This window comes from Dolichospermum sp. UHCC 0352, from assembly GCF_009711925.1.
Lineage (GTDB): Bacteria > Cyanobacteriota > Cyanobacteriia > Cyanobacteriales > Nostocaceae > Dolichospermum > Dolichospermum lemmermannii.
Map to the genome: position 1 here is coordinate 1 of NZ_VIKY01000125.1, position 18,085 is coordinate 18,085.

Annotated in this window: 17 protein-coding genes and 2 pseudogenes; 8 read left to right on the plus strand and 11 right to left on the minus strand. The window is 33.7% G+C overall.

The window, feature by feature from the left end; translation table 11 throughout:
• The 9 genes and pseudogenes from FJR06_RS08320 to FJR06_RS08360 form a co-directional block, all read right to left on the minus strand.
• Positions 1-273: pseudogene (locus FJR06_RS08320) on the minus strand (hypothetical protein); the annotation flags it as partial.
• A gap of 128 nt (positions 274-401) precedes the next feature.
• Positions 402-995, minus strand: coding sequence for an alpha-ketoglutarate-dependent dioxygenase AlkB (locus FJR06_RS08325; RefSeq protein ID WP_015080861.1), 594 nt, complete (start codon positions 993-995; stop codon positions 402-404).
• Between the two features lie 124 nt (positions 996-1,119).
• Complete coding sequence (locus tag FJR06_RS08330) at positions 1,120-1,413, minus strand: hypothetical protein (RefSeq protein ID WP_015080860.1); 294 nt, start codon at positions 1,411-1,413, stop codon at positions 1,120-1,122.
• Positions 1,414-1,495: 82 nt separating this feature from the next.
• Positions 1,496-1,909, minus strand: a complete 414-nt coding sequence (locus tag FJR06_RS08335) for a hypothetical protein (protein ID WP_041458088.1) — start codon at positions 1,907-1,909, stop codon at positions 1,496-1,498.
• Positions 1,910-2,161: 252 nt separating this feature from the next.
• Entirely contained in the window at positions 2,162-2,452 is a 291-nt protein-coding gene (locus FJR06_RS08340) for a hypothetical protein (RefSeq protein WP_015081243.1), read from the minus strand.
• Between the two features lie 76 nt (positions 2,453-2,528).
• Positions 2,529-2,915, minus strand: a complete 387-nt coding sequence (locus FJR06_RS08345; RefSeq protein ID WP_015081244.1) for a DUF4326 domain-containing protein — start codon at positions 2,913-2,915, stop codon at positions 2,529-2,531.
• A 62-nt stretch (positions 2,916-2,977) separates the two neighbouring features.
• Positions 2,978-3,199 carry a hypothetical protein gene (locus tag FJR06_RS08350; protein WP_168651223.1) on the minus strand — a complete coding sequence of 74 codons (222 nt, stop codon included), beginning with the start codon at positions 3,197-3,199 and terminating at the stop codon, positions 2,978-2,980.
• Between the two features lie 173 nt (positions 3,200-3,372).
• Positions 3,373-3,756, minus strand: a complete 384-nt coding sequence (locus FJR06_RS08355; protein WP_168651224.1) for a hypothetical protein — start codon at positions 3,754-3,756, stop codon at positions 3,373-3,375.
• A gap of 104 nt (positions 3,757-3,860) precedes the next feature.
• Positions 3,861-4,064, minus strand: a complete 204-nt coding sequence (locus FJR06_RS08360; RefSeq protein ID WP_254433087.1) for a hypothetical protein — start codon at positions 4,062-4,064, stop codon at positions 3,861-3,863.
• A 55-nt stretch (positions 4,065-4,119) separates the two neighbouring features.
• On the opposite strand from FJR06_RS08360, the gene FJR06_RS08365 reads away from it, so the two are divergent.
• The gene (locus FJR06_RS08365) at positions 4,120-4,707 is read left to right on the plus strand and encodes a DNA cytosine methyltransferase (RefSeq protein WP_168651226.1); all 588 of its coding nucleotides are present in this window, start codon (positions 4,120-4,122) and stop codon (positions 4,705-4,707) included.
• A gap of 86 nt (positions 4,708-4,793) precedes the next feature.
• On the opposite strand, the gene FJR06_RS08370 is transcribed toward FJR06_RS08365, so the two are convergent.
• The gene (locus FJR06_RS08370) at positions 4,794-4,961 is read right to left on the minus strand and encodes a hypothetical protein (protein WP_168651227.1); all 168 of its coding nucleotides are present in this window, start codon (positions 4,959-4,961) and stop codon (positions 4,794-4,796) included.
• Between the two features lie 1,025 nt (positions 4,962-5,986).
• Here FJR06_RS08370 and FJR06_RS08375 point away from each other — a divergent pair.
• The 6 genes from FJR06_RS08375 (at position 5,987) to FJR06_RS08400 (ending at position 15,280) form a co-directional block, all read left to right on the plus strand.
• Positions 5,987-6,919, plus strand: coding sequence for a response regulator (locus FJR06_RS08375; protein WP_015080853.1), 933 nt, complete (start codon positions 5,987-5,989; stop codon positions 6,917-6,919).
• Positions 6,920-7,402: 483 nt separating this feature from the next.
• On the plus strand, positions 7,403-8,746 hold the full coding sequence (locus FJR06_RS08380; protein ID WP_015080852.1) for a radical SAM protein: 1,344 nt from the start codon (positions 7,403-7,405) through the stop codon (positions 8,744-8,746).
• 312 nt (positions 8,747-9,058) lie between these two features.
• Entirely contained in the window at positions 9,059-11,176 is a 2,118-nt protein-coding gene (locus FJR06_RS08385) for a hypothetical protein (protein ID WP_168651228.1), read from the plus strand.
• A 111-nt stretch (positions 11,177-11,287) separates the two neighbouring features.
• Positions 11,288-12,664 (plus strand): hypothetical protein, encoded by a 1,377-nt coding sequence (locus FJR06_RS08390; protein ID WP_015080850.1) that lies wholly within the window; start codon positions 11,288-11,290, stop codon positions 12,662-12,664.
• A 24-nt stretch (positions 12,665-12,688) separates the two neighbouring features.
• Positions 12,689-14,191: a hypothetical protein gene (locus FJR06_RS08395; protein ID WP_015080849.1), complete on the plus strand. Its 1,503-nt coding sequence runs from the start codon at positions 12,689-12,691 to the stop codon at positions 14,189-14,191.
• Positions 14,192-14,203: 12 nt separating this feature from the next.
• The gene (locus FJR06_RS08400; RefSeq protein WP_015080848.1) at positions 14,204-15,280 is read left to right on the plus strand and encodes a response regulator; all 1,077 of its coding nucleotides are present in this window, start codon (positions 14,204-14,206) and stop codon (positions 15,278-15,280) included.
• Between the two features lie 269 nt (positions 15,281-15,549).
• On the opposite strand, the gene FJR06_RS24675 is transcribed toward FJR06_RS08400, so the two are convergent.
• On the minus strand, positions 15,550-15,681 hold the full coding sequence (locus FJR06_RS24675) for a hypothetical protein (RefSeq protein ID WP_256369493.1): 132 nt from the start codon (positions 15,679-15,681) through the stop codon (positions 15,550-15,552).
• 471 nt (positions 15,682-16,152) lie between these two features.
• Between FJR06_RS24675 and FJR06_RS08405 the strand changes: the two are divergent.
• A pseudogene (locus tag FJR06_RS08405) lies at positions 16,153-17,749 on the plus strand (IS1634 family transposase).
• Positions 17,750-18,085 lie beyond the last annotated feature (336 nt).

The window sequence follows — 18,085 nt, forward strand, 5'->3', positions numbered from 1 at the left end:
TGTCAAATCCGTACACCATTTGACATAAAGGTTATTGCCTACAGCAGCTAATTCATGCTTGATTAATTCATCTTGTCTGATTCTATTACCTCTAGCGATAGCTGAACTTAAAGCTTGCTCACGAGATTGAGAAGAAAAATCAAAATCTTCACTCAAAACTAGCTTATCATTGAGATATATGTCATAAGAAAACACATTCATTCCCGCTGATTCACGATAATACTGGCGAAGATTACGGATAGAACCTTTGATTTCTGGATGCTGGTAAAACATTAGTTTAAACCTTAGTAAAACATTAAAAACAAATTCTCTTCGCGGTAGCGTTACTATCGTAAAAATTATGAAAAAAATAACGATTACTTCTTTGAATAGGAGTAATCGCTATTTAAGCTATTCACAATTTAATAAACTTGTCTGATAGTCAAATTTAATCTTCCTCCAGATTTGAGAAGATTAGATGTACCATGAATTATGCCTTTAATGCCGTGATAAAACATCCTAAATTCGCCATGTAAAATCAAGATATCGCCACTTTTCAAGATAATCTCTTTGGTAGGATCTTTTCTACGTTTACCACCTATGAGAAAGATTCCATCATCACCTAAACTAATACTAATGATTGGTGATTTTTGATTAACTTCAGTGTTATCTTGATGAAGTCCTAATTTACTACTCTGAGTATAATAATTAATCAAACAAGTCTCAGGTTTATAGTTATAATCTCCAACTTCTGCTGCTAGAGATTTAGCTAAATTTCTGATAACTCCTGGAATTGGCTGCCAAGGTTTATTAGTTACAGGATGTTTATCATCATACCGATAACCATTTTGGTCAGAAATCCAGCCAACTTTACCACAATTGGTCATTTGATAATTAAAGGGAGAGCCATTTTTCATTGTCGGACTGAAAAGAGGCGATCGCTTACCAATTTCTCTACAATGTTGTAAAATTTCTTGTTGTTGAGATTCGGAAAGATATTGTTGTAGATGTAGCATAAAGATGTCCTAAAAAAATAAACTAAATTCTCTTAGCGGTAGCTGCAATATCGTAAAAAATTTAGTAATTCATTAAAAAAAAGCCCCAATTCCTATAGGAATCAGAGCTATTCAAAATCAGAATCTATATTGTTGCTAAAATCTGACCAATTTTGTCATATATTTCATTGTCAGAAATGCTTCTAAATTCTCTGTTTTTAACGTAATAATTACCATCAAAAATCATACATTTATCGTGATAATACAAAAATATGTATTTATCGGGATAACATGATACTAATTGTTCTAAATGTGGTTTAATTACTTCATTGAAATATTTAGTATTTTCCGCTAATTTTCTGAATGCTGCTTGAACTGGTGTTTCTCCAGGTTTTCTATCAATCGGCTGTTGTTTAAATTTTCTTACGAACTTGACCATTATTTTCCTCCAGTTGTAATTAAAAAAAAAGCTTCTAACCTCATATAGAGATTAGAAACTATTAAATCAATCAAGCAAAGATTTAGTATGGAGGATACCCATATTCATCATCTCCATCTCCATCTTCACTTTCTTTAAAGCCATTCGTTTGACTAGTCTCATAACCAAACTCTCTAGCTTTCTTAGCTGCTACTCGTTCTTGAATTAGTTTCTTCTCAGAATAATGTTCTGATCTGACACTTAACAACTCATCAACGGTAAAACCTAACTCTTGGATAAATTCAATCAATTCATCTAAAGATTTATCGTGAATTGGATCTATTTTCCATTCATCACCAAATTCTGTATTATAACCTTCTAAGCCACGTTTATAATTAGGATTATCAAGCTTATGCTGTTCCCAACTCATAACTCGAATAGCATCTAATAAAGTTAAACGTTGCTTTTCAATAACTTGAACTTCTTGTTGAGATTTTGTGACAAATTTAATAGCCATGATGAAACTCCTAAAAGAAAATAAAATGAAAGAAAAAAAAGAAAAGGAATCAATTGACTCCCAAAATCTCTTCGCGGTAGCGTCCATATTTAATAAAATGCTGAAATAAATATTCAATGAAACCTCCAAAAAATATTAGAGATTTCATTAAGGTTTATTTAACAGCAATAGTTTTACAACAACATCACTATTTGGCAATAGCTTTTTAAAAAGCCCCGATTCTACAAGAACCAGGACTTTGATATCAGCTACTTACTTTGGCAAATTCTCAATAGATACTAATTCTGGAATTTTAGAAATGTCAGTTACTTTTTGTAATCTTTTTCCAATAATGGAAAGTATTTTTAGCTTTTCAGAAGTACACTTATCCTTGAGATAGTATCCCTGAATTCCAAAGTCAATATTTAAGATCGTATGAATTTCTGCCTCCATACTTGAATTAATTGTTTTTAAGTCAGCGATAGCATTCAAAGCATCTAACTGATTTGTAACTCCTAATTTCTCGTAAATTTCTAACAGCATTGGTGCATTATTATCAGACATAATCAAATTCCACCTCAAAAACAACACCAATTAGCGGTAGCACTCACAATAATTTGCAAATGCTACCAAAATAAAATCACTTATAATACTCGCTATACGCTTGTTTAAACCAATCTTGCTGAATTATCCAATTCACACACCTAATAATTCCATCCCCATGACATTGCAAAGGACTACACCAACAAGTTAAGATTACATTTACACCTTCAAGAACTTTAAAGCATATATTCCTAAGAGCGATTGTTGTTTCATCAAGTATTCCCTCATTCATCCAAAGTTTAACTTTGTCGTACAAATATTTATCGAACATTTTACAACTTTCAACTCTTTCTTTCTCGCTGCTGACTTTAAATGGATTATGTAAAGAACTTTCTTGTAAACCATAAAACTTATTAAGTCTACCAATATAAATTTTATCTTGACCAATAAAACCGTCACGTTTACCATTGATTATTTTAATCATAATTTCCTTTATTTTATTAATTAATTCACTGCCAAAATTAACTAGCAGTGACGTTAAATTATCTATTCATCCTTATCATTTAGATGATTAGAAATTACTCTTACAAGACTGTCAATATTTGATTGATTAAGCATTTTATTCTTAACTATCAAATCAAATACATAAATTGACTGCATGGGGTTTAATTGTTTGAGCTTTTTAACAACATCACTCCAAACACCATTAATGATTTTATTTGACAATTCTTCAGCAAAACACCAAGCTTCTGATGCTTCAATATACATTTGATTCACCTCTTGTCTAAACTAAATTATTCAGAATTTCGTTGTTTGGCAAACAATTACAAACTCATTGTTTCTCACTTATAAACAAATCACAAACTAAAAGCGGTAGCAAAGAAAAATCATGTTTTCAGTTGGTGTTACTAAAAAATCAATAACACCAACTTGTTTTGTTATTACATCTGCACTAATTCAAAAACTGACTCAGCTATTAAACCTCTAACTTTTATCTCCAATGGAAAGCTAGGATGTTTAACACGCTTGGCTTCTCTTGGAGTTCCGTCGTCACCTTCAAAATACCCATTATTCAATGCAACCCATTCAGCAAAGTGTTGATATTCTGAATAAGATTTTAACCCGATATAGGTAATAAAGCTCTTGAATCCAGAATCAGAATCAGGCGACTCTTCCCAGTGAAAGCGATTACTGAAAGTTCCGACAATTGTAATGCGATTCCTACGGAGCGCTTCGCTATCGCTAAGTTTAATTGTCAAATAATTTCCATGAGGTGAAACACTTTTAACTTCACCTTCAATTCCTGCAAAATTGATTCTGTTCATGATATAATTCTATTATTACTAAAACACCCTAAATAACAGGGAATAGCCTCTAACTATTCCCATTTTTTCCATTTCAAGTATCCTAGCTATCGAGCCATTTCAAGTTATCTTAGAATGGCTTGTTTCTTAGCGGTATATACAAAGCTTTCTAATTCTAGCTGGATAGAAATTGCAGACTGTTCAAGAGAATCGCTAGGATATTTTGTGGATAAGTTTCTGATTTTCTCCAAGATTTCTGCGACATCATTTTCAAGCATCTTTAACCTATTACTGTCCATTGGTGGTTCAACTGATTTAACTAATTTCATGGCTCTAAATAACAACAGCAAACTCTAAAGGCGGTAGCACAGAAATAATTTTATTATGCTCACTTGTATTGATTACTTTGCTGGAATTGGTGCGTGGGAATTAGCTACTGAAATTCTTGAACAAATTTATGGTTATCAGGTTTTCACAACTTACCAATTTGTAGAGATTCTTCCTTCTGCTCAACAAGTATTACGTTCACACTATCCACTAATTCCTATTCACTCTGATATTAAAACTTACACACCACCGCAAAATATAGATGTCTATTTCGTTTCCCACCCATGCACAGGCACATCTAACGCAGGTAAAAGAACCGGACTTGCACACCCAGAGTCAAACTTATGGTTTGAAGCCCTCCGGTGTATCTGCATTGGCAAGCCCAAATTTGTCGTTATTGAGCAACCTGAAGGATTCATCCATAGAGGATTACGAGCGTGCCTTGGAGGACTCAGAATGGCAGGATACTCTACAGAAGTTGAAATTATCTCGGCATCGGAGTTTGGAGCGCCGCACCTTCGTAAAAGGATATTCGTTGTTGCCCACACTAACCACTTATCCTTGCAGCAACGGGAAGGGTGGAAATGCTGGAGCGAACAAATTGGAGAGGATATTGAAAGAACAAGGTCGTTTGGAAAGCGATAGCGAAGCGCTGCTGCAAGCAGTTCGCAAGCTTTCAGTCAAAGCAGCACTGTGGAAGATGGGGTTCCCATCTGGTTATCTGGATTGTCTTATTCAGGGTGGTGGAAAAAGAATAACCCCCCATTAGATTGTGGAGTTCCTAGAAACACACCGGGACGTAGGGAAGCAATTAATTTAATTGGTCGTTCAATTGTGCCGTTGCAAGCAGCAATTCCTTTGATAAGAGTAAAGTTTTTAACAAGTCTATCAATAGGCAATTACCTACGGTAAATTTCGTGAACGCTTAATTATGACACGAAAATTTTGAACCCATTATTTTAAACGCCAGAATTACAAATAATTTGTAGTAAAAACGCTACCGCGCTTTGGTGTTGTTGTTTTTTCGAGGGCGCACAAGTCGAGCAAATGATTTTGTTTTATGAAGCCTGTAAGCGTCTTAATTATAAAGGTAAATCCATCACAATGGATGCAATAAACGCCAAAATTAACCAAATATGGGATGAATTAATAAGTAATGAGTAAATTTTGTTGCCATCTCTGAGATTCTACTGCATTTGATTTTTCCTCTAGGAATTGTACTGAGATATGCTGGAATCCCCTTGATCAATAAATTCCAGGAAATCTGAACAAGCACTGACCCCCAATATTTTGATACACTCTGGAAACAATGGTTATAAAAGGTATATCAACAGGGTACTTTGCAGTTAATTATAAATAGACAGTTCAACACTCTCGACTGTTAGCCTAAAAGCGAACATCTTTTGGACGGCTCCTTCGGAACATCGCCTAGTTACTTAGTCAAAAATGCAAACTCTAGCTTTGGTATCAAATGAAAATCTTACTAAATGCAGCGTGTATCAATATTCTACAAATAAAATTTGAAATTATACCTGTAACTTGGTTTCATGAGATTACTGTATTTAGTATCTTAAGAGCCAGGCTGTACAAGAATTTCCCTTAGATAACAGTTTTTTCGTGTTATTTGTAACCTAAATAATTGTGACGAAGACGATAAGTAGAATTAACCTGATTCAGATCGTCAACAGTCACAGTTACGAAAACTGGAAAAACTTTTGGCTCTTCGGTACTTGTTATGCTAAATTATTTTCTTAAATCCCAAAATCTTTGTTGTATAAGGATTTTACGTTAATTCATTGGTTATTTTGACAAATTTGGTATCAAAAACAATAAAATCCTTTATTTATATGGGTTGTGGGGTAAATAAACCCATATTTGGCATAACAGTTACGAAAACTGGAAAAACTTTTTTGTGGTTATCTCGATGAATCCTCAAGTGCTAATTTTAGACGACAGTGAAGAATGGCTGGCGTTACATAAAAGCCAGTTAGAAAATGCAGGAATCAGTTGCTATGCTACCAAAAATTCAATTGAAGCTATAGACTTTGCCACAAAATACAACATCAAGATAGCCCTGATTGATGAAATTTTATTTACTCTTGGGCAAGAAGGAGAATTACAACGCTTGCAAGGAAGAGGCGTTATCCGTGAACTTATTAATCGTGGTATAGCTACTAGGTTTATCTTCATCACCGCCTCACCTTACAACAAAGGTAAGCTGAATGAACCAGGATTTTGGAGAGAATTTGTATCTTTAAAAGTTCTGCCTGGTGTAATTGAAGTCATTAATAAACAGGAAATAGACCACAACCAGGAGGAAACTTATGAGCGAGTAATTAATCTTATCATAAATCTCAATCAACAGACTCATAAGGTAAACAAGATTAATAGGGGAAAAACTCCATTAGCACAATTTTTTCAACTAGTAAAAAACCTTCGGGTTGATTTTAGTATGGTCTTATTCACCATCAACATTCATTCAGATAAGGAAAATAAAATGACTATTAAGCACATTTATGTATCCAATAGCAATGGTGTCTTCTTCAACGAAGATAAAGTTGAAGGAGAGCAAATCGGAGTACAAAATAATTATTTCACCAACCCGGATGTAGTAGAATCTGCCCAGGAAATGAATGCGATAGTTGATGTTGTATCACCAATCTATTCTATCGAAACTGATTGGCAAAAACAGCGATTTGCTGAGGCTTTGAAGCGGGAAATTGAAAAGAGACCAGAACTTAAGGCTAAGATTGTTTCTGCCATTAAATCTGGTGGAACTGAAGCATTTAAGCAATTGTGCAGTCACCCTGCAATTGACATAGTGCTTGCTGCATATGAAGGATGGCAAAATCCTTAATTGCTTAACGTCCGATTCTTGTCCTAGAAGATAATCTAAATTGTGGTAGTGTGTCAAACTGCATCACCTACCACAATAGACAACATCAGCAGTTACAAGTATCGATTCTTGAGGTTAATCGATGAAAATTTTCAGAAAGTTGCTTGTATAGACTCTACAGAGGCAGAATTAGCAAGTCAGTTCTTGTAACCTGGTTACAAGCTTTTATCTGGGGTATCGCTTGCATCCCTAATGGGGTAATAGATAGAGAATTTAATGCTAAAAATAAGTTTTGTTGTAACTTGGTTAATTGTTACATAATTTTCGTCTCTAAATCGGAGGTTTTATAAGAAGTGGACAAGTATACAATCATCTCGCTAGACAAAGGAGATCACTCTTTACCAATTTTACAAAACTTAAAGAAGAATCTAGCAATTTTCAAAACTAAATTTCTTTTAGAGGATTAACCAAGTTTGAGGAGGTGAATGAGGAGGTTAGTTTTATATGTCTCTAGCAGCTAGTAAAGGAGGAGTATATGCAAAGCACAATGATGCTATTGGTTATGATATCAATATAGTCAGACAATGGTTATCAGTAGGTCAAAAACAAATTACTAGTTATCAACTTTATCAAAATTTAGTTGAAACATCAGGTCTTATACAGTTAGAACTAGGTATAGGCAATACTTGTGGATTAGAATGCCAACATTGCTTTTTGGGTTATGAAAGTGGCGCTATGATCAGCCAATTAACACCCATGCCAATCTTACTAAACACAGTCACAAAAATGATCGAGCAAATGGGTACAAGATTAATTGCAGTCACAGATAGAGATGCTCTTACTCCCAACCGTTCAATCCCCTTGTTTGAACATATAGCTAAACTTCGCACAAAATATCCCCAAATCAAGATGGGTGGAGTTACTAATGGTTTAGCTATTGATAAATATGCTGATAATTTAGAGCAAATTCAACTCGATTATTTAGATATTTCATTAGACGGCTTACGTGATGAACATGATGCAATTAGAGGAAAAGGTAAATTTGATTTAGTCTTAAAAAACTTAAGAATTGCTGTAAATCACCAGTTAGCCAAAAGAGTAATTGTAGCTACTACACTCCACCGCTTCAATGATGATTCAGTTATTAAACTAATTCATAAACTTATTATTGAAGAAGAAATACAATGGTTTGATATTGGTCCTTTGATGGCTGTAAAAATGCAAAACTACCAGCTACAATCCAAGGATATAGTAGTCTTTTTAGACAGCTTATCTCAATCTCTTCAGCCAATTAAAATTTCTAAATCAGTCACGATTTTAGTAGAAATTTGTGCTTATTGTGCTGCCTTTATTCCAGCTTTAATAGAAAGTGGTTGGCTAATTCCAGAAAAGATTCGTCAAGATGAATATGGACACTTATATCAAAATATTCACATTAATGACTCTATAACCATCACACTTCGCCCAGAATTAATTCCTGAATACTGGCGACACACTTTGCGGATTTCATCAGATGGTTATGTAGTCGGAGGATGTGAACCTTTAACCCAAAAAGATTATACTCACCTAGCTGTCAGCAATATTCAGATGGAAGATATCCAAAATATTTACCACAAAGCATTAGCAATAAACTCACCTTTTTATCATGCAATTATGAGTTACGACCAGTCAAGTTGCCGTCATAAAGCTTGTTTTTCTCATTGTTTAGGTGGAGATTCTCTTTTAGCTAAGGCGGTATACGATGATTACAACGTGAAAGATCCTAACTGTACTTGGGACGAATATCAATATAAAAATATGCTGAACAACGAAAAATACAGCACTTTGTGTAACGGTTTGGTACAATAATTGAGAAGATAAAAGTAAAAAATAAGACAAAACTCTACTCGGCATATCTGCGTAAGAAAATTATTAGCGTTTACGAAGCGGGAAATACATCTATGCTGTAACTATAATTATATCTCTATCAATACCTTAGCCAAACCCCTGAAACCCTATTGATATCTTCACGATTTTATTGGGTTTCAGACCTATATTTTGAAAATTGGCTAAAGTATTGTCTATATGTAAATTTTTATATTTACTGTGGATAGGATAACATATTGAACTGGTATAATCTCCAAAGAGGAGTGTAATAAAAAGTAAGTGGCTAAATTCTTTATGACTTCTAACCCATATTTTTCCAGTTATGTTGAAAGGATTCAAGAAGCTTTAGCAGTTTTCTCTATGACTGATGCTGAATCTGCAAGGTATGTCCAGTTTAACGACTCTATTAATAATTATCACCCTAACTTTTTGATTTTTGAGATTTTATTTAATTATAAATATCAGAATCAAGAAGAAACAGTTATTAGAAGAAGATTTGATCCTCATGTTTCTGACCAATTATTCAACACTTTTCAACCAGAATCATTATTAGATGATGTCAAGAGATTATATGAGAATGCTGAATTTCGGAATTTAGACTGGCAATCAGTTAAGTGGGAAACCCAAGAAACTGATAAGTTTGGTATATCAGATATGGCGGAAGTCATGCAGCGTTTAGACAGAATTTATTACGATAGAATCAAAAAATTAGAGCCAGATGAAATTCTAGACAAAGATGAATTAGATGAAATAAAACAGATAATTAAAAAATTAATTACGCGGTACGAAATAGAATTTATTCCTACTAATTTTGGTGCTAGTGCTATTATTTATGAAGCCTGGAAACTAGGTAATTTACGTCCTTTGGGTAGTCAAGAAAAAGTGGGTAGTCAAGAAGAAGATTTAAATAAATTCCAGAAAATGATTGATGGGTTGTTTATTTGTCAAAACCAACCCAACACCAAAGATATGTTATTAACAATGGCTGATAATCTAGGACTATCGCATTTAACAGAAATTGAAAAAAGCCGACTTAGAAATGGCAAGATTTGGACGAGGCAATTATATAATGACCCTTCTCAAGCCTGGTTCGCTTGTGTAGAGAAGTCTTTAATTCATAAAACTACCTACACTAATGAACATCCAGACTTTTTAGATAATTATCTGATTCATTTTCCATTAATCATTGATAACTACTGGTTTGCTGGCATGGCATATTTATTTGCTAAACGGGATGCAAGATATCCAGAAAAACCAGAAATTTTTCAAAGAGAAAAGTATTTTAAACTTTATAATGTTATTCAAACAGTCTCAGAGACGCTGAAATTTTCTCTGAAATTTGATGCTTTATCAAAAATAGAGGAGAAGTTGAAAAATAGCCTAAGTTTACCCGATTTATTCCTAGAAACAGTAAAAGATTATTTTGTGAACTTTAATGTTGCTAAAACCGGAGAAAATACCAATAAATCTTCGACTAATACTATGTTAGTTTATTCTGAACATGGTGTCGATATTTATGGACCCACATGGTTAACAGAAAAACATAGAAATTTAATTAAAGAAGAATTGGATGGGCAGAAAAAGATAGTAGGTATTAATATTCCCGGTTTATATGAAGAACTACTTTTAAGGAAAAAAGAAGCTGAGAAAATTCAAATGCGGGGTAGAGAAGAACAATCTAGACAAATAGCACATCAAGCGGCTGGTTTAGTAGCTGAAGTTTGGGATGATCCGGCAAAAGAATCCCTGAAACCGAGAACAAAATCATCTCTTTGGCAATTGAAATCCTTAATAGAGATTTGGGGTAACTTTGACCTTAAAGCGTCAAAAAATATTTCTGAAGAACCAGAACCTGATTTTCCTGAATGGGAGACTTTAACCAATAAACAGGTTTTTTATGAGTTGATTAATATTAGTCTACGTCATGCTTTACGACGTGCAACATACACTCGCACCTTAGAAGAAACAAGTGATATTGAAACTCAAAAAGTTGATACAAAAACAGTCGATAAAGCCTTGGAAATTTCAGCAAGTTTAAAACCAGTCTCCATATTTAGTAATGAGGTATTTGAAAGTTCTTTAGAAGCAGCTATTGAATGGTCAGATGGGGATAGTCCAGATTGGTTACGATGGAGAGGTTTTGCTATTTGTTTTCATCATTGTTTTTGGCAAGCAGCATATCATGCCTTCCGTGCTAAATGTGCTGGTCAATCAGGTCCATATTTACTGATACAAGTAGAGAAAGATAAAGTAATTATTAAAAATCGCAAACAACTCAAACTATTACAACAAGAAGAACCAAGAGATATGACATTTTATCAGTCTTTAAATAATCGTATGCAAGACATTTTAGAGATTGTAGTGCCACCAGTAGAAGATGATTTATGGTATACAGTTATTAATAAAAAGTAATATAGAAATTCGGTTTGATTCCTGAAATTACTTCCGTAGGAAAGCAAGAGGATTTCAGAATATTAAAGTGTACAGAGTTTTGTTCAAAAATAAAATAGGAGTCCTATATTTATGACAGTAATAAGACAATATTTAAATCAAAATGACCAATGCTTAGGATATGTCTGGAATCAAGAGCAAGGACAAAAAGTAGTAATTGTTGTTGATGACAGTTTTAAATTGGTTGAATATGATTCTCCTCCAAATGCACATGGCTATGGTTTAAAAGTAATTTTTGATAAACTGAGCCGTCGTGATGATATTCTAGCAATTGGTTTTTTTGACTTACCTCAATCACCTCAAACTCAAGATATTCAATTAATTGTTGAGACTATCCAAGCTTGGATAAGAGAACTACAATTTCAAAATTATAAGCTATACTTACTAGTAGATTATTATCATGGTCAGCAAACTACGAGAAGTAACGCACATGGGATAGATTTTGTGGATTATTGGCAAGAACATCAACCTCTAAGAGCAAAAAAAATTGCTCATTTAAGTATTGCTGGTGCTAGTTCTGGGGAAGATATACCTAACCCTTATGATTTAGAATGTTTTTCAAAACCATTAATTCACTCTTGTAAGCAGGATTATAAGCAACTACCTGAAGCTTTTTTGTCTTGGTTAGATATTGACGAACATCCTCTATACCGACTATGGCGTTACTCGGATAGATGGTTTTTAAGCGATGATACAACAATCCTAGTGAAGCATAACTTTGGAGAAGTGAGAAAATTCTTATTTGAGTCAAAAGACGATAATGATTTTTTTCACGCTAGTGAATACAAAAGGAAAATCACCGATGCCTTATACATTAATCTACCTAACGCTTGGTGGGAAAATGAGGCATCAGCTAATAATATTCATGAGTCACTAAAATGTCTGACTGGTGCTTTTTTTTGTGGTCAAACCAACAATAGTGCAAAGCGTAATCTTTGCGTTGGCTCTGCTTATATTATAGCATTAATGGCTCATCAAAAAGTTTACGGAAATGCAGATATTTTCATAAATGACCCTGAAACTTGGATTGCTTGTTCACACGCTAGTAGTCCAATTTTCGCTTTACAGGAGCAAGAAACGGCACGCACTTCAGCTATTGCTCTCTATGACTTATTTATTTGTCTATTTACCCCACGCCATACAAATCAAGAAAGCTCATCCGGAAAATCTTTAGTACGTAGTGTATGCTTTTATGAAGCAGGTAGAGTTTTAAAAATACAACTTAACTGGAATGCTCAAAAACCATCGTTAGATAGTCCAGACAGTCTAGCGAAAATTAATAGTAAAACATTTCAACAGCCAACAATAAATATGTCACAAATTGCTAAAAATACTAGGACTACTATTTTGAATTTATGGTGCCAAATGGCAATTAGTGAAAGTGGATTTATGAGTCCGGGAGTTGTATACATGGAAGCAGACACAATAGTAATTGCTTCTACAAAGTAAACTAACACCAACATTACATCAATTATGAATAACATACAATTAATTCAACCTTACCTAACTGCTTGTGTGATTTGCAGAGATAATAGAAATTCTCTTTGGGCAAAAGCTTTATTAAATAATTTTGCTGAAGTATACATCATTGCATCCAACAGTGATTATAGAAAATTTAACCATAGCGATACAGAAGGGGTAATTATTCCCAAAAGCAAATTACCTACATTCATAGATGCTATATTTTTTCATTCTAGTGATGAACAACTTTGGCGTAGTTGTAATTTAAATTCTCAACATATTTTTGAGTTTAATACTCCTGGCAATCCTGAAGTTAAAGAAGGTATTTTGCCAATATTACGTCCAACAGCGCCAAATTTTGCAATTAAACTACAAGATATTGAAGAGATAGCTGACTATGTAACTGGAAAATCCTTAAGTTTGCCTCTTATCTGCTGTAAAACTTTAGAATTACTGCCAGCACTGTCATTGCTTTCTCAGACTTATCTAGCAGTATATTCTCAGCAACAAGAAGTATGGCATCCATCATGGTGGCTTAACGGTTTGGGTATTTCAGAGTATAGCCAAAAACAAGCTGATTACCTGATAAATTTATTAGATAGTGAGTGGCAGATAACCAGGAGAAATAATAGTGATAAACAAGATGTTGCAACTTTAATCCATCATATTGCTTCATCTACACTCTCTGAAAAGCAAATCAATCCAAATATAGTAGTAGCGGCTGATCAAGTCCTTAACACTCAACTGTGTTTACAATCTATTGATTTAGTTGTGAGGAAAATTAAATCTCAATTTAATACAATTTTAGCTTTTAGGGACAGTTTAACAAGTGTTGCTACAGCCAGTGTTATCTCTACATTGAATAATATTCCCACGTTATTTATTGATGAAAATGAACATCTACATAAATCGAAGGCTTTCAAACAATCCGTCATTATCATGGCAGAAAACCAGTTAAAACACCTGCCAATGCTGAGAGTAGAAAACTTCAGTGGTGCTGTTTTAGTGTTGACTGCTACTCCGTTTTCACTCTTAAAACAGCAGTACCGAGTTCTGCGTTTTGGACATGGTTCTCATGATTGTTTCGGCAGTTCTTGGGTACTTCCTGATTTGCTAAATAAGATAGCAGAATTAGTCCCATTAGAGCCAGAAAACCTTAAATTATTGCAGAAAGAATTACAAGCTATGCAAAAAATAAGGAATAATCAAATAACATCATGCCTGGAAAATATTAAATATCTTAAAAATCTAAGTCATGAAGATGATCAGAGAATAAAAGATATAGAAAACGCTATTGAACAATGGCGAGCAGATGCTCGCGTAGCTTGTCATACAGTCGTGAAAATTGGAAATGAGCGTCAACAATTACAACAGCACTTTCAAACAGCACTAAATAATCTTAGTATTCAGGATAACGAACAAAGATATCAGGCAATATCTAGATTAGAAGAAGCATTTAACCATTTAAAAGACCTGTTACAATCTACTGGTGAAAAATTTATTTCTTCATATTAAAAAGGTGAGAATGTGATTGATTTCAGTATTTTAGTGCTAGATGATGATGAACTTTGGGTAGCGCTACATGAACGGCGATTAGAACAAGCTGGTTTTATCTGTCACTCTACTCAAGATGCCAAAGAAGCTATCAAAATAGCTAAAACAAACCCAACTGTCAAGTTTGCACTAATTGATGAGATTCTCTATGTTACGCCTACTTCTGAAACTGAGGAGCAAAGAGAACTCCAACGATGGCAAGGAACGGGTGTGATACGAGAAATCTGCGCCCAACGCTCTGATATACAAATTATTGTAGTTACAGCAGCCCCTGTTTTTCTGAGTGATGGTGATAATCAACTATTTAGACGGGAAACAGCAAAATTGCGGAGGCAAAAAGGAGTTATTGATGTCATTCACAAATCAGATATAAAGGAAGATCCTGATGGTTCTTACGACTGGCTAATAAACTTACTTAACCAGCCTAATGTATCTGCTAACACTTCTGTAGTCACACCAAAAGTTTTAATTGGTTTAGGGTTCACAAGCGATGAACGTCAGGCTATGGCTGAACAGATGAATATGCCTAAAAAGCAATATTTGTCCATAGCTCCTTTGCTGGAAAAAGGTAAATCAGAGAAAGCTAAACTGAAAATATTAGATAATTTTTGGGAGAGGGCGAAGGAAAAATCTGTGTTATTAGAAATGCCTGGTTCTAAAAAACTTGATCCTTTATCAGGAATAAAAGCCGAATCAAGTGCTTTCCAAATATTAGCTTGTTTGGCAAAAAAAACTGAATTACAAACTCCGGTAATTATTTGTGAGCAAGATTATAAATGTTCACCACGTAAGTCAAAACCGCAAGTAGATGATATTCCTGAGCATGATCCTTCATCTGTTAGGGATTATACTTATGAGAATGGAGTTCAATTTGAGGGAGGAACAAGCAAAAACTCCCCTCTTAAGGTGGCGATACACAGATTAAGTAGGCAATTAAGTAAATTCAATGTTGGTCCTGCTGGTAAGTTATTTATGTATAAACCAGAGGATAAAGGCTACCATCCTTGTTTTGAATTAGGCATTGTTCTTTACACAATAAAGAACAGGTAATTGATGCTTGTGATTAGTGAGTGGCTAATTCCTATTTTGGGAAGGGCTGAAAAGAAGGTGATCGCGTAAGCCCTGCTGCAAGTAGTTCGCTTTACTAATCCTGTTTATCTTCTAACTCGTAAATCCGCATTGATGGATGTTCGTCCATCATCCGCCAGTAATATCCATGAGAAGGTAATGAAACCGTACCACCACAACAGTATAAAAATACTTGAAAGCCTCTGAATTAAGTTTGAGAGGCTTTTGTTATGGGAATTTATTGAATCAAATTATACCACTTTCCAGCCAAAAGTATTATTGCTAAGAGGGAAACCAGGAAGAAAACCAGGTGGGAAACTAAGATTACCACCAATACCATCAGGAGGATTAATCAAAGGAGGAAGAACATTAGTAGCCCACATTCCGCACTTCATTTTGTAGTACAGATACAAGTGTAATAAGTAACAGAAACAGCTTAAATATAAACACATAACTAAGTTGGCAATAAATATAGGCAGTAATATAAAAATTGCCAACAAATTGAAATTAATAACTCCCGGTTCGCCCATTTAAAATCGAGTTACAAAAAAGCTGAACGATTTAATCAGGGTTTTCGGCTTTGATAAAAATGTACTACCCTACAGACTTTATGCGATAGCGAAGCGCTGCTGCAAGCAGTTCGCATAAAAATAGAGTTTTAGCGCCGGATGTGGTAGTTCAAGCTAAATTTCGGGAAATCGCTAAAACCATTACGACACCTGGATTTCTTGTTTTTTTGGCAATTTCTCGAACTCCAAAAAAAATGAGCGAACCGGGAGTAATAAGGTATTGACAATAAATTCAGAAGAAAAAATGAGAAAATGAGTCTGAAGGAAATCAAAATACCCAAAAATATGAATTACCAAAAAGAAGAATTTGAGAGTAAAAACTTAGATCACTTAGGAATAATAGATGAGATAGGAATAGTAGAAAAAATTAATGAGATATTCTTAGTAGATATCAGAGAGAAAGTAAATACAGGCGAAGTAGTCAAAGCAATCATTCTCAATGGACTGGGTTTTGTATCAAGACCATTATATTTATTCCCTGATTTTTTTCAAGATAAACCCATAGAACATTTAATAAAGGAAGGAATAAAAGCATCAGATTTAAACGATGATAAAATAGGTAGAGTAATGGACAAGCTCTATAAATATGGATTAACAAAAATATTCCTAATAATTGCCTTAGAAGTAGTCAAGAAATTTGGAATAGAAACTAAATATTCCCATTTAGATTCAAGCTCATTACATTTACATGGAGAGTATAAGAACTGCGTAAATAATGAAGATAAAGAACAAGGAATAAACAAAGAAAATCCGATTAATATCACACAGGGCTATTCCCGTGACCACCGCCCAGACTTAAAACAATGTATATTAGATTTAATAGTAAGTAGTGATGGAGATATACCTTTATTTTTCAGAGGAGCATCAGGAAACGAATCAGATAAAGCCGTATTTGCTCACATCTTAGTGGAATATTCTAAACAAATAGATTTTGAAAGTATAATGGTCGCTGATAGTGCATTATATAGTGAAAATAATTTAAAATTAATGTCGAACATGAAATGGATAAGTCGAGTACCATTATCCATTAAAAAAGCCAAAAACTTAGTGAAAGCATTTATAAGTAAAGAACTGAAACCAAGTGATATCAAAGGATATAGCTATCAGGAAGAGAAAGTATTTTACGGGGGAATAGAGCAAAGATGGTTATTAGTTGAAAGCACAGAAAGGAAAAAAGCAGATTTAAAGAAATTAAGCAAAAAAATCTTAGAAGAGTTTCTAAAAACTAATAAACAGCTAGTCAAGTTAGAAAAAGAAGATTTTTGTTCAAAATCTTTAGCAGAATTAAAAATTAAAGACCTGACGGCAAAATTAAAATATCATCAAATATCGGACATAGAAATTACCGAAAGATTAAATAAAGGACAAACAGTAGTTTATCAAATCAAAGGTAAATTAATAGAAAATCAGGAGTTAATCAAAAAACATGAAAATTCTTGTGGTCGATTTATTTTATTCTTCGAATATTTTAGATACAACCAAATTAACACCTACAGAAATATTGAAAATATATAAAGAACAGCAATCAACAGAGCGAGGATTTAGATTTATCAAAGACCCATTGTTTTTCGCGGATAGTTTGTTTGTGAAAAATCCCGAAAGAGTAGAGACAATGATGATGTTAATGGCATTGTGTCTTCTGGTTTATAATCTGGGACAAAGACAATTACGAATTGCATTGAAAACACAAAAAGCTACTGTTAAAAATCAACTGAGTAAACCCACAGAATCTCCCACATTAAGGTGGATATTTCAATGTTTTCAGGGGATTCATATTCTGATTACACAAGAAGTTGATAAGATTCTTAACTTAACGGATGAACATTGTAGGATATTGCAATTCCTACCTAATTCTTGTCAAAAATATTATTTATTGTGTTAGTTGCCGACTCTATAATTCCCTATCGCATAGTCTTGTATTTGCATAATTGATTAAAAAATTCAAATTAAACTGTCTTACTAGCTTTTTAAACATAATAAAAAAGCTGAATTTTTGGTGTATATAATTTATTTATTGGTGGCTACTTAGTTTTTAAAAATTCTAGTTTTTAATTAGTCGTCAATGTAGTTTTTGTATACTACTTTTTGAAGTGCGGAATGTGGGCTTTAGTATCTGCGGAATGTGGGGTATAAAGTTGAAATATTCACTAAGTAAATACATTGTCATCTGCCAAAAGATAGATATTGAAACAGAGATATTGATAAACAAGTGATTATT